Consider the following 13270-nt stretch of genomic DNA (forward strand, 5'->3'; position numbering starts at 1 on the left):
GCCGTCCATCTCCAATGCTTTGACAATCCCCATCGCCCAGCTAGCAGAAGTCGTTCGTTCACTCATGGCTTTTACTGTCTTGGTGAGCCGTCTACGGCCGCAGGTTTACCGAAGGATACTAAAGTGGCGCCTATTGTCACTGGCCCACGCCAATGATCACTCTAGACTTAAATAAGCTACCCGCAGAACAACTCGTCGCCAGAACAATAACCACAGAGATCGCGGTCGTGGAAAACATCAAGCAATTCAACAGTTTCGCCGAGTTCTATCCGTATTACCTCAGCGAACACAACAACAGCACCTGCCGTCGCCTGCATTTCATCGGCACGACGCTGGTTATCTTCATTCTTGCCATGACCATCGCCAAGGGCGCCTGGCTGCTGTTATGGGCCTTGCCGCTGGCCGGTTACAGCTTTGCCTGGATCGGGCATTTCTTCTTTGAAAAGAACCGCCCGGCAACGTTTCAGCATCCGCTGTACAGCCTGCTCGGCGATTTCGTCATGTACCGCGACATGATTCTCGGTCGCGTGGCGTTCTGAACAACAAGAATTGATGAGGATGGCCGATGAATGCCAATGCCCGCTTCACCCATATGCAGGACGGTACGCAAGAGGACTGGGCGATCATCGCCGCCGACTTCAGCGCCTACGCCAAACAATTGCCCTCGCGGATCATGGCCCACCTGAAATTGCTCGAAGGCGATTTCGGCGGATTTCCGGTGGACCGCCTCACCCACTCCCTGCAAACCGCGACCCGCGCATGGCGCGACGGACGCGACGAGGAATACGTGGTCTGCGCGCTCTTGCATGACATTGGCGACACCTTGGGCTCCTATAACCACCCGGACATTGCCGCGGCGATTCTCAAGCCGTTCGTCAGCGCCGAAAATCTGTGGATGGTCGAGAAACACGGGGTGTTTCAGGGTTACTACTTCTTCCATCACCTCGGCATGGATCGGCACCTGCGCGAGCAGTTCAAGGAACATCCACAGTTTCAGGCAACCGCCGAGTTTTGCGCCAAGTACGATGCGGCGGCGTTTGATCCGGCGTATGAGACCCTGCCGTTGAGTTTTTTTGAGCCGATGATGGAAAGGCTGTTTGCCCATCCGAAGAACTCGATCTACAAGGCTGCTATGGAAGAACACACCACAGCCTGAGAACACCACAAACCAAATGTGGGAGCGAGCCTGCTCGCGAATGCGTAGTGTCAGGCGACACTGCTTTGCCTGATGTAACGCTTTCGCGAGCAGGCTCGCTCCCACAGGGGATTTGTGTCGTTCAGGCGAGTTCGGCGACTTTGGCGGCCTTGAGCTCTGCCTCGCGCGCCTGCGCATCCGCCAGCCGATACAACTCGATCGTGCCATCCCAGTGTTCGATCAGCGCCGTGCACGACTCCACCCAATCGCCGCAATTGAGGTAGTCCACCTCGCCGACCTTGCGGATCTCCGCATGGTGAATGTGCCCGCACACCACGCCGTGCAGTTCGCGCTTCACGCATTCATGGGCGATGGCTTCTTCAAAATCGCTGATGAAACTCACCGCCGTCTTCACCTTGTGCTTCAGGTACGCCGACAACGACCAGTAACCGTAGCCATAACGGGCGCGCCAATGGTTGAGCCAGCGATTCAGCGTCAGGGTGAATTCGTAGGCCGAGTCGCCGAGAAACGCCAGCCAGCGGTGATAACGGGTGATCACATCAAACTGATCGCCGTGAATCACCAGCAGGTGGCGGCCGTCCGCCGTGACGTGCACCGCCTCATCGACCAACTGAATGTTGCCCAGAATCAGCTTCGAGTAACGGCGCAGGAATTCATCGTGATTGCCGGTGACGTAAATCACTTCCGTGCCGCGCTTGCTCATGGTCAGCAAGCGGCGGATCACGTTGGTGTGCGCCTGCGGCCAGTACATGCCGCCGCGCAGCTTCCAGCCATCGATGATGTCGCCGACCAGGTAGATCTTGTCGGCGTGATAGCCCTTGAGAAACGTCGACAAATGTTCAGCCTGGCAATCGCGCGTACCAAGGTGCACGTCGGAGATCCACAGGGTTCGCACCCGTTGTTTACGGCTGGGTTTGGCGAGCTCGGCGCTGGTCATGGGCAACCCTCTGGGATGTTTTCGCCAGCGTGCGCCCGCTCGGTTAATCGACCATGACAGGCGCGAGTCAGTCCTGTGACAGCGCACTCGCGGCACGCCGGTGTAGACTGTCGACCTGCCCGGAGACCTGCTCATGCGCCCGATCCTCACTTTGCGTCAGTACACTCACGACCTGATCGTCCACAGCCACGACCATGCGCAGTTGGTGTTCGGGTTGTCGGGTGCGCTGGATTTCGAGGTGGGCGGGCATGGCAGCCAGGTGATCCAGCAGAGTTTTGTGGTGGTGCCTTCCGGTTTTCATCACGCCTGCAACAGTGCCAATGGCAGCCGTTGCCTGGTGCTGGATATACCGAGCGATCAATGGGTGATGCAGTCCCTGGGTGAGCATGCCGACGCCAGCCGACGCCTGCTCGACAGCGCTGCACGCCTGCCCCTCGATGCCGGGCAGAGCCAATTGGTGAGCTGGCTGGCGGGCAGCCAGGTCGACGACCCGCTGATTGCGCAACAGGGTGCCGTGCTGTTGCTGGCCAGTCTCAATAACGTCAAACCCGAGGTCATGGGGGGCGTCGCCTGCCCTATGCGGCGTTGGACGCACACATTGAGCAAAACGCCGCTTATCCGCTACAGGTTGCCGATCTGGCGCGGGTCGCCGGGCTCTCAAGCGCGCGCCTGCATGCACGCTTCATGGCCGAATGCGGGCAGACGCCGATGGATTACATCCGCAGCCGGCGCCTGCATCTGGCCGTGCAAATGCTCCGCGACACGGTTTTGCCGATGGGCGAAATTGCCAGCCGCGTCGGTTACAGCTCGCAGAGTGCCTTCTCAGCGGCGGTTCTGCGTGAGTTCGGCGCATCACCCGGCCAGCTTCGGCGCGATTCCTGCGACAAACGACGATAGTCCGCCGACAGACGCATACGGCTCCCCCACGGTCTACTGTAGGAGCTGCCGAAGGCTCCTACGGTTCGTGTATCGGCCGTGCTCACTCATGATCAAGGATCTGCAATGACTCCCCGTACCGCCCTTGGCGCCCTGCACATTGGTGCACTGATGTTTGGCCTGACCGGTGTGTTCGGCAAACTCGCTGCGGCGTCGCCCGCCGTGATCGTTTTTGGCCGCGCGGCGTTCGCGGTGCTCGCCCTGGCGGTGTTTGCGCGGTTCGCCAGTGCCACCCGCTGGCAACCTCTCGAAGCCGTGGACTGGCGACGACTCATCCTCAGTGGTGTGTTGTTGGCCGGGCACTGGGTGAGCTTTTTCATTTCGGTGAAAGTCGCCGGCGTCGCCATCGCCACCCTGGGGTTTGCCAGTTTCCCGGCGTTCACGGTGATTCTCGAAGGGCTGATCTTCCGCGAGCGCATCCGCGCCAACGAAATCCTCCTGGTGGTGTTGGTCAGTGTTGGCTTGGTGCTGGTGACGCCCACCTTCGATCTGGCCAGCGGCTCGACCGTCGGCCTCTTGTGGGCAGTGGGTTCGGGTTTGCTCTTCGCTTTGTTGTCATTGACCAACCGCGCCAGTTCCTCACGGATTCCGCCGGTGCAGGCGGCGTTGTGCCAAAACGTCGTGGTGGCGTTGTGTCTGCTACCGGTCGCGGCGCCGCAATTGAGCGAGGTGCGCGCACTGGACTGGCTGTGGATCGCCCTGCTCGGCGTGTTCTGCACCGGCGTCGCCCACAGCCTTTTCGTGGCCAGCCTGGCGGTGATCAAAGCGCGCACCGCCGCTGTGGTGTTCGCCATGGAGCCGGTTTACGGCATCACCATTGCCTGGCTGCTGTTCAACGAAAATCCCACGCTACGCATGCTGCTCGGCGGCGCGTTGATCATCGTGGCGATTGTGGTCTCCAGCCGTCTTGCCGGCGGGTCAGACAAGAAAACCGTTGTTGCAGAGGCTGCCTCTCACTGAGTGCGGTCGTTGTGACCGAGGTCGCGGTCAGGATCAATCTGATCCCGAACCCGCTGTTTCAACACCTTGGCCTCGGGAAAACCGCCGTCACTCTTGCGCTCCCAAAGCTGCACGCCATCACAAAAAATATGGAACACCCCACCCGTGCCGGGCACCAGCGACACTTTGCCCAGGTCGTCACCAAAGGTACTGAGCAGTTCCTGGGCCAGCCAGGCTGCGCGCAGCAACCACTGGCACTGGGTGCAATAGGTGATGACAATTTCCGGTTTGCTGGCAGGCATGATTGACGAGACTCCAGAGGCGAGGGGCGCCGCTATAATAGCGACCTTTTCCGCTGGTCCCGAGATTCATGATGCGCCATCTACTGTCCTGCCTGCTGCTTTGCTTGCTGCCCATGATCGTCCAGGCCGCCGAGCCTCCCCGACCAAAAGTCGGCCTGGTGCTGTCCGGTGGCGCAGCCCGGGGCCTGGCGCACATTGGTGTGCTCAAGGCGCTGGAGGAGCAAGGCATCCAGATCGATGCCATCGCCGGCACCAGCATGGGTGCGGTGGTGGGCGGGTTATACGCATCCGGGTACAAGATCGATGAGCTGGAAAAGCTCGCCCTCAACATCGATTGGCAGCAGGCCCTGTCGGATGCGCCGCCCAGAGCCGACGTGCCGTTCCGGCGCAAGCAGGATGACCGCGACTTTCTGGTGAAACAGAAACTGAGCTTTCGCGACGACGGCAGCCTCGGCCTGCCGCTGGGGGTGATTCAAGGTCAGAACCTCGCGCTGCTGCTGGAAAGCCTGCTGGCCCACACCAGCGACACCCGCGATTTCGACAAACTGCCGATCCCGTTCCGTGCCGTCGCCACCGACATCGCCAATGGCGAAAAAGTGGTGTTCCGCAAAGGCCACCTGCCCCAGGTTATCCGCGCCAGCATGTCGATCCCGGCGGTGTTCGCCCCGGTCGAACTGGATGGGCGCCTGCTGGTGGACGGCGGCATGACCGATAACATCCCGCTGGATGTCGCCAGGGAAATGGGGGTTGACGTGGCGATCGTGGTCGACATCGGCACGCCCCTGCGCAACAGCAAGCAACTGACCACCGTGGTCGACGTGCTGAACCAGTCGATCACCTTGATGACCCGCCGCAACTCCGAAGAACAGCTCGCCGCCTTGCACCCGGACGACATCCTGATCCAGCCGTCACTGGCGAGTTTTGGGGTGACCGACTTCGGTCGTGCCGAAGAAATGATCGAGGCAGGCTATCGCGCAACCAGGATTCTCGATGCACGCCTGGCGCAGCTCAAGCCGTCGCAGCCGCTGGATCCCGAGCTGAGCGCCGCCCGTGAGCCCAGTGAGCGCACGCCGATCATCACCGCAATCAAGGTCGAGAATGACTCCAAAGTCGGCGATGATGTCATTCGGTACTATATTCGCCAGCACATTGGTCAACCACTGGACCTGGGGCGCCTGCAAACCGATATGGGCACCTTGTATGGCCTGGACTACTTCGAGCAGGTGCGATACCGAGTCGCCCACAAGGGCACTAGCCACACTCTGATCATCACTGCCCGCGGCAAGCGCAGCGGCACGGATTACCTGCGGCTGGGCTTGAACCTCTCGGACGATATGCGCGGCGACAGTGCGTTCAACCTGGGCGCCAGTTACCGCGTCAACGGCATCAACCGCCTGGGTGCCGAATGGTTGACCCGCGCGCAGATCGGCGACCGCCAGGAACTGTACAGCGAGTTCTACCAGCCACTGGATGTCGGATCGCGATATTTCATTGCGCCCTACGCCGCCTTTGACGCGCAGAACGTCGAAGCTACCCTGGACAACGATCCGATCGCCCAATACCGGGTTGAGCGCTACGGCTTTGGCCTGAACGTAGGCCGCCAGATCGGCAACAGCGGCGAAGTGCGCCTGGGTGTTGGCGAAGCCTGGGGCAAGGCAGACGTGCGCATTGGCGACCAGGACTTGCCCAGCGAAAGCTTCAACGAAGGGTTTTATGAAGTGAAGTACTCGTTCGATTCACTGGATAACGTCTACTTCCCCCATGAAGGCGAAGACTTCGGCCTGGCCTTGCGGCAGTACGAACCCGGCCTGGGCTCGGACAATCGCTATCGACAATGGGAAGTCGCGCTGGACAAGGCCCTTAGCCACGGCCCGGACACCTTCATTCTCGGCGGCCGCTACGGGCGCACGCTCAACGACGCCAATGTGGTGACTTCCAGCTTCCTGCTCGGCGGAGCACGGCAGTTATCGGGTTTCAGGGAGAATGCGATTTCCGGGCAGAACATCAGCCTGATGCGCGCCGTCTACTATCGACGCCTGACACCGCGCTCTTACCTGCCGCTGGATTTTCCGCTGTATGCCGGTGGGTCACTGGAGCGAGGTCGGGCGTGGAACAACGACAATGAATTCGACAGTGGCTACATCAATGCCGCCAGCGTATTCATCGGCTTCGACACGCCCTTGGGGCCGCTGAACTTCAGTTACGGCTTTAACGATGCCGATGAGCAGGCCGTGTACCTGAACCTGGGGCAAACATTCTGAAGCCTGTGGGAGGGAGCCTGCTCGCGATTGCGGCTGGTCAGTCGCTATTTATGTCGACTGACTCACCGCTATCGCAAGCAGGCTCACTCCCACATTGATAACGACACATGCACTGTCAGCGAATGCCAGCCAACAAACTCCGCGCGGTCTGCTTGAGGGGTTCATCGGCATCCTTGAGCAGCTCGTTGAGCAGCTCAATCGCGCTGTCCAGGTCGCCGTCATCAATACAGGTCTGAGCCTGTTCCAGTTTGCCGGCGTTGTCCGGTTCAAGACTGAAGGGCTCAATTTCCAGCGATGAGTCCGGGTCACCGAATTCGGCGAGGAAATCGTCATCCAGCCCCTGGGAATCCGCTGGCGCATCCCACTCCAGCTCGGGTTCGCCCAGTGAAGGCTCCTCGGGCATTTCGAACACCTCGGGCAAGATGTGGAGGTTGGAGTGAAACGCCGGCTCTTCTGGAAGTGCGGGTGGCGGCGGGGCGCTGTCGAAGGGGCTGATCAGGTCCCAATTGGCGTCCATCGACAGGTCATCCAGATTCAACTGGAACTCATCGCCCTGGGCAACAACGGGCGCTGCGGCGATCACTGAAGCGACAACCGGCGCAGCAGCCAGCGACGTCACGTTGTGCATTTTCGGGTGTCGGCTGCGAATGTCCTGCAGGGTCTGCGGGTCAAATCCTGAGTCGCGCAGCTGGGTTTCCTGGGCGTCATAGGCCGCCACGTCGCCCTGTTTGCCGAGTACTTCCAGCAGTTGCACGGCCAGATCAGTGCGCTGTGGCTCTTTGGCCAGCGCCTCGCGCAGCAAACCGGCAGCCTCGGAAAACCGGCCATAGGCCATGTAGATACCCACGCCCTCAAGCACGTCGCCCGACGGCGCATCCTCTTGGTGATCCGCCGCCGATTCGGCCAGCGGTGCCTGCATTCCTGAATGATCATCAGCCACCGACTCAGGCCGGGAAGCAGGCACCGGAGCCTCCTGCGCCACCTCATCCGCCTGTTGGCGTTGGCGCTTGCGCCGCATGAACAAACCCAGGAGTACCAGGACCGCCAAGGCCAGAACGCCGATAATCATTGGCCATTGACTGGCATCAGGCTGTTCAACGGCGACCACCGGCGGTGCCACGGCAACAGGTGCCGCGGGCGGTGCCTGTTGCACTTCGGCCAACCGGGTTTGCAGTTCGATCACCTGCTTCTTGTGGGCGGCAATCTGTTCGTCCTGTGTCTGCAGCCGCGCGTTCAGCTCAGTGATGGTCGCTTGCAGTTGCTGGTTTTGCAGAACGCTGGCGGCCAACTGCTCTGCAGCGGGGTCAATTTCCGCGACCGGGGCAACAGCCTCGGCCTTGGGCGCAGCAGCTTTTTCGGCGCTGGCACTGGCGTGGCTGCCGCAGGCTTGACTGCAGGAAACGGAGAATTTGGCGAAGTGGCGGCGGGTTCATCGACCACCGGAACAACACCCGGCGCGCCAGGAGGATCGATCAACACCGTGTATTCGCGCAGCACCCGCCCATTGGGCTGATTGAGCTGCACCAGGAAATTCAGGAAGGGTTCATTGACCGCTTTATTGGAGCTCACCCGGATCAGGCTGCGATTGCCCTTGAGGATTGGGGTGAACTTCAGGTCGTTGAGAAAAACACACGTTCAACACCCGCGCGGCTGAATTCGTCCGCCGTGGCAAGATTGACCGACAGGTCGCCCTCTTCGAGCCCCGCCGCGTCCACCAGCGCGATGTCTGCCCGCAACGGCTGATTCAGCGCGGAATGCAGGGTGATTTCACCCAACCCCAGCGCAGGCGCCAATGCCGAGTAACACACAGCGCCACCCACCAGCAGCAGCCTGGTGCCACACCGCAAGACAACGTGCCAACTTGCGAGCATGAGCATCCCTTAAATAAGCAAAACCGACTTCTATGCGTTCGCACATCCGGTACGAACACGATATTGCCCAGTAGTTCTTATAGTCTGCTCAGCGCGATCTCTCAAAAAAACGGCACGGGGTTGTGCCTCAAGATTTTTCCAGATTAGCCAGAATGTGCCCGTGAACACGCATGCACACCTTCAAATCCGCCTCGTCGACGCCGTCGAATAATTCGTGACGCAGTTGCGTGGCAATGGTTTCGATCTGTTCGATCAGCGGCAAGGCCGGAGCGCAGAGGACGATTTTTTTCGCCCGACGGTCTTCCATCACAGACTGGCGTTGCACCAGACCCTGGCTTTCCAGACTATCAAGCAAGCGTGCGAGGGTCGGGCCTTCAACGCCGACGCTTTGCGCCAGCTCGCGTTGAGTCGGCGCGTCTTCGAAACGCGCCAGATGCAGCAGCACCAGCCAGCGCGCCTGTGACAGGCCGAGACCGGCGAGCCGGCGGTCCAGTTCGGCACGCCAGCCACGTGACATCTGGGCCAGTTGCATGCCAAAGCGGTGTTGATCGGTTAACGGCATAAAACACTCACGGTTAGACTGAAAATAAAGAATTTCTAATTATTAGCCAGCTAAGCATGGCCGATGACATGAAGCAAGGCTCGCTTTGTACTGAATCGTTACATCAAAGCAAGGGTTGTTTCAAATTTCGAATTCCGACTGCAGCGCCGCCCGGACGCAGTACAACACGCCCTCTGGAACCCGTCCGGCAAACATTGCCGCGATCTCCGCAACCGGTGGCAACTCGCCTTCACCGTCCAGGAACGCATCCTGGATTTCGCCCATCAATTCCTCGGGCAAATCCAGTGCCTGCTCCAGAGACAGCTGTTGCTTGCCAATCGCCTCGGCAAGCAGGGTGTACACATTCTTTTCCGAACACTGCAACTGGCCGGCGATCTGCAGTGGCGTCATGCCTGCGCGGGCCAGTGTGATCAACTCGTGGCGCAGGTCGGCCACCACCTTTGGCGCTTCGGCCTGGCCGCCCAGCACTTCGAGGAATGCCTCGCCGTAACGCTCCAGCTTGCGCGCGCCAACACCGCTGACCCGTGCCATCTCGGCCATGGAGCCCGGTTGGCTGCGCAGCATTTCCAGCAGGGTCGAGTCCGGGAAGATGACGTATGGTGGCACCCCGTGCTCTTCGGCAAGCTTGCGACGCAACGCGCGCAAGGCTTCCCACTGCTCGCGTTCTTCGCCACGAACCAACTGGCTCGCCTGGCTCTTGCTGCTTTTCGCAGTCGTTTGCGGCTTGAGGTCTCGGCGCAGCTCCAGGGTGACTTCGCCCTTGAGCAGCGGCCGGCAAGTGGCGCTCAACCGCAGGCCGCCATAACCTTCGAGGTCGATGTCCGCCAGCCCGCGGGCAACCAGCTGGCGAAACAGCGATCGCCATTCGCTCTCGCCCATCGCCTTGCCGACACCAAACACTGACAGGTGCTGATGCCCAAAGCTGCGGACCTTTTCATTGTCCTTGCCCAGTAACACGTCCACCAGATGCCCCACACCATAACGCTGGCCGGTGCGGAAGATCGCCGACAACGCCTGACGTGCAGGCTCGGTGGCGTCCCAGGTCTGCACGCCATCGACACAGTTGTCGCAATGGCCGCACGGCTCGGGCATGTCTTCGTCGAAGTACGCCAGCAGGGTCTGGCGACGGCAGCGGGTCTCTTCGCACAGCGAGAGCATGGCGTCGAGCTTGTGCTGCTCCAGGCGCTTGTGCCGCTCGTCGCCTTCGGAGTTTTGCAGCATTTGCTTGAGCATCACCACGTCTTGCAGACCGTAAGCCATCCACGCATCTGCCGGCAGACCGTCACGGCCACCGCGACCGGTTTCCTGGTAATACGCTTCAAGGGATTTCGGCAGATCGAGGTGCGCGACGAAGCGTACGTTGGGCTTGTCGATGCCCATGCCGAACGCCACGGTGGCGACCATGATCAGACCTTCCTCGTTGAGAAAGCGCTTCTGGTTGAAGGCGCGCAGATCGTTGGGCAAACCGGCGTGATACGGCAGCGCCGGGAAACCCTGCTCACTCAGGAACGTCGCCACTTCTTCGACTTTCTTGCGCGACAGGCAATAAACGATGCCTGCATCGCTACGGCGCTCGGCAAGGAACGCCAGCAACTGCTTGCGCGGCTGCTCCTTGGGCACGATGCGGTAAAAGATGTTCGGACGGTCGAAGCTCGACAGGAAGCGCTCGGCGTTCTGCAGATGCAGGCGGGTGACGATTTCTTCGCGGGTACGCTTGTCGGCGGTCGCGGTCAGGGCGATGCGCGGCACGTCCGGAAACAGCTCGGCCAATTGGCCCAGTTGCAGGTATTCCGGACGGAAGTCGTGGCCCCATTGCGATACGCAATGCGCTTCGTCGATGGCGAACAAGGCGATGTTCAAGCCTTGCAGGAACGACAGCATGCGCGGCTGCACCAAGCGCTCGGGCGCCAGGTACAGCATCTTTACTTCACCGCGCTTGATCCGCGTGGCGAGGTCGCGCTGCTGCTCGGCGCTCAACGTCGAGTTCAACGCAGCAGCGGCCACACCCAGTTCTTCGAGGGTGGCGACCTGGTCGTCCATCAACGCAATCAGCGGCGACACCACCACCGCCAGGCCTTCGCGCAGCAGTGCCGGCACCTGGAAGCACAGGGACTTGCCGCCACCGGTAGGCATCAGCACCAGCGCATCACCGCCACTGGCCACGCGCTCAATGATTGCACCCTGACGGCCACGGAAACTGTCGTAGCCGAAGATGTCCTTGAGGACGCGTTGAGCCTGTTCGAGCATAAAAACTCCAAAAATCACAAAAACATCCCTGCAAGGCTGGTTCAGAATCGCGCGCTCTGCACTGACAAATCGTAAGTGCGGATTGCATGACGCTGTCCATCTCAGCCATGACGCCGGCAGGGCATCGCAAAACGCGGGAGTATACCCGACCCCTCCGGTTCAAAGGGTGCCGCTGAGTAGACACATTGGGACAAACACTTCATGCGTGGGCGCTGTGGGTGTTGTGGGTGTTGTGGGTGTGTAGGAGCTGTCGAGTGAAACGAGGCTGCGATCTTTTGATCTTGCTTTGTGTGCATATCCATTGCTGCGGTAACGGCGGCTTATGGTTCCGCTCTTACAGCGGGTCACTTTTAAAAAGCGCAAAAGTAACCAAAACGCTCTTGCCCCACCACTCGGCACCTCGCCTGGGCTCGGTGTGCCCGAACTCCAGGCATTGCGCCGCGGGTCGCCGCGATGGGCCATCCCTGGCCCAGCGCGGCTAAACCGGCATCCTTGCCGGTTTACCCGCTACGCAATGCCTGCGTTCGGCCAGCGTGGTTTAACGGGGCTTCCGCGATCAAGAACCGAGCCGTGGCGGCCTTCGGGCCGACCAAGGCATCAAGCTGGCGCGCTTCGCTTGTTTGGTCGTGCACCTTTTCTGGATATGGAATGGGCGCTGTGAGGTGGTATCCGAGGAAGGCGAATTCCCTGGAAAGTGATCCTCTGGAAAGTCATCTCTGTGGAGGTTCGAAATCTGTAGAGAGTGCGAGTATGCACATCAGAGCAGCGCAGCGCGCCGGCGTGATGCCTTGGTCGGCCCAGAGGCCGCCACGGCAAGGCTCTTGATCGCAGGCGCCCCGTTAAACCACGCTGGCCGAACGCAGGCATTGCGCAGCGGGGAAACCGGCAAGGATGCCGGTTTAGCCGCGCTTGGCCAGGGATGGCCCATCGCGGCGACCCGCGGAGCAATGCCGGAGTGAGGGCACACCGAGCCTGAGCGAGGTGCCGAGTGGTGGGGCAAGAGCGCTTTGGTTACTTTGCGCCGGGGCGCGCAGCCTCTTCGAAAGTGACCCGCCGTAAGGGCGGAACCATAAGCCGCCGTTACCGCAGCAATGGATATGTACACACAGCAAGATCAAAAGATCGCAGCCTCGTTTCACTCGACAGCTCCTACTCAGCTCCTACAGAGCGCATATGGAAAAACGAGGCCCGAGGGGGCAAATCTGCCGTGCGGCTGGCTTGAGCGCTCAAGAAGGCCTAGAATTCCCGCATTGTTTATTCCCCCAAGGTAGCCCCGTAATGTCCTTCGCTGAGCAACTGACCCGCCTGCAAGTTTTCCTCGATGCCGACGAGCTGCACGACGAGGCGCTGGACTACGTGGCCGCTCACGGCTACCTGACCGCGCTGTCGATCTGCGCCGAAGACGTGCCGGAGCGTGAATGGATCGACGCCCTGTTCGCTGAAGAGCCGCATTACAGCAGCGACGCCCAGCGCGAAGAAATCGAAGCCACCCTGATCGGCCTCAAGGCGCACATCGCCCGTCAACTCGCTTCCGACGAAGAATTCGAGCTGCCATGCGAACTGGATCTGGGCGAAGAGCCGGACGATTCCGAACTGCGCGGCTGGTGCATCGGCTTCATGGAAGGCGTGTTCCTGCGTGAAGCAGCCTGGTTCGAAACCGCCGAAGAAGAAGTCAGCGAGATGCTCCTGCCGATCATGGTCGGTTCGGGCCTGTTCGACGAACAGCCAGAGTTCGAAGACATCGCCAAAGACGCCAACCTGATGGACGACATGATCGTGCAGATCCCGGAAGCCCTGACCGCGCTGTACCTGCTGTGCCAGGCGCCAGACGAGAAGCCGGCGATCCTCAAACCACGTCATCACTAAGTCGCAGCCTATGGACAATCCCATAGGCAACCGCTCCCTGATGTTGCGCTACGGGCTGCTGGCCATCGGCTGGCTCAGCGTAGCGTTGGGGGTGATCGGGATCTTCCTGCCGGTATTGCCCACGACCCCTTTCCTGTTAGCTGGCCGCTGCCTGTTTTGCCCGCAGTTCACCGCGCTTTTACCATTGGCTGGT

At 60.6% G+C, this 13270-nt stretch carries 9 protein-coding genes and 3 pseudogenes; 7 read left to right on the forward strand and 5 right to left on the reverse strand.

The features are described 5' to 3' along the window. Positions 1-227 precede the first annotated feature (227 nt). Together JFT80_RS14555 and JFT80_RS14560 are read left to right on the forward strand one after the other, a co-directional pair. Entirely contained in the window at positions 228-539 is a 312-nt protein-coding gene (locus JFT80_RS14555; protein ID WP_201148330.1) for a DUF962 domain-containing protein, read from the forward strand. Positions 540-565: 26 nt separating this feature from the next. After that, positions 566-1156, forward strand: a complete 591-nt coding sequence (locus tag JFT80_RS14560) for an HD domain-containing protein (protein ID WP_201148331.1) — start codon at positions 566-568, stop codon at positions 1154-1156. 121 nt (positions 1157-1277) lie between these two features. Here the strand turns inward: JFT80_RS14560 and JFT80_RS14565 are convergent, their stop codons facing one another. Further along, entirely contained in the window at positions 1278-2093 is an 816-nt protein-coding gene (locus tag JFT80_RS14565; RefSeq protein WP_201148332.1) for a UDP-2,3-diacylglucosamine diphosphatase, read from the reverse strand. Positions 2094-2226: 133 nt separating this feature from the next. Here JFT80_RS14565 and JFT80_RS14570 point away from each other — a divergent pair. Together JFT80_RS14570 and JFT80_RS14575 are read left to right on the forward strand one after the other, a co-directional pair. Next, positions 2227-2990, forward strand: a pseudogene (locus tag JFT80_RS14570) (AraC family transcriptional regulator). A gap of 105 nt (positions 2991-3095) precedes the next feature. Beyond that, positions 3096-3989, forward strand: a complete 894-nt coding sequence (locus JFT80_RS14575; RefSeq protein WP_201148333.1) for a DMT family transporter — start codon at positions 3096-3098, stop codon at positions 3987-3989. On the opposite strand, the gene JFT80_RS14580 is transcribed toward JFT80_RS14575, so the two are convergent. Continuing rightward, the gene (locus JFT80_RS14580) at positions 3983-4270 is read right to left on the reverse strand and encodes a SelT/SelW/SelH family protein (RefSeq protein WP_045058847.1); all 288 of its coding nucleotides are present in this window, start codon (positions 4268-4270) and stop codon (positions 3983-3985) included. The genes JFT80_RS14575 and JFT80_RS14580 overlap by 7 nt on opposite strands. A 71-nt stretch (positions 4271-4341) precedes the next feature. On the opposite strand from JFT80_RS14580, the gene JFT80_RS14585 reads away from it, so the two are divergent. Further along, positions 4342-6531 carry a patatin-like phospholipase family protein gene (locus JFT80_RS14585; protein ID WP_201148336.1) on the forward strand — a complete coding sequence of 730 codons (2190 nt, stop codon included), beginning with the start codon at positions 4342-4344 and terminating at the stop codon, positions 6529-6531. 115 nt (positions 6532-6646) lie between these two features. Here JFT80_RS14585 and JFT80_RS14590 read toward each other — a convergent pair. The 3 genes and pseudogenes from JFT80_RS14590 to recQ all read right to left on the reverse strand — a co-directional run bounded on the left by JFT80_RS14590 (position 6647) and on the right by recQ (position 11211). Then, positions 6647-8402 (reverse strand): annotated as a pseudogene (locus JFT80_RS14590) (FimV/HubP family polar landmark protein). A gap of 127 nt (positions 8403-8529) precedes the next feature. Beyond that, positions 8530-8964, reverse strand: coding sequence for a MarR family transcriptional regulator (locus tag JFT80_RS14595; RefSeq protein WP_201148334.1), 435 nt, complete (start codon positions 8962-8964; stop codon positions 8530-8532). Between the two features lie 120 nt (positions 8965-9084). Then, positions 9085-11211 carry a DNA helicase RecQ gene (gene recQ / locus JFT80_RS14600; RefSeq protein ID WP_201148335.1) on the reverse strand — a complete coding sequence of 709 codons (2127 nt, stop codon included), beginning with the start codon at positions 11209-11211 and terminating at the stop codon, positions 9085-9087. A gap of 1278 nt (positions 11212-12489) precedes the next feature. Between recQ and JFT80_RS14605 the strand changes: the two genes are divergently transcribed. After that, positions 12490-13077 (forward strand): YecA family protein, encoded by a 588-nt coding sequence (locus tag JFT80_RS14605; protein WP_007919726.1) that lies wholly within the window; start codon positions 12490-12492, stop codon positions 13075-13077. 10 nt (positions 13078-13087) lie between these two features. Beyond that, a pseudogene (locus JFT80_RS14610) lies at positions 13088-13270 on the forward strand (YbaN family protein); the annotation flags it as partial.

The sequence above is a fragment of the Pseudomonas sp. TH10 genome, assembly GCF_016651255.1.
GTDB lineage: Bacteria > Pseudomonadota > Gammaproteobacteria > Pseudomonadales > Pseudomonadaceae > Aquipseudomonas.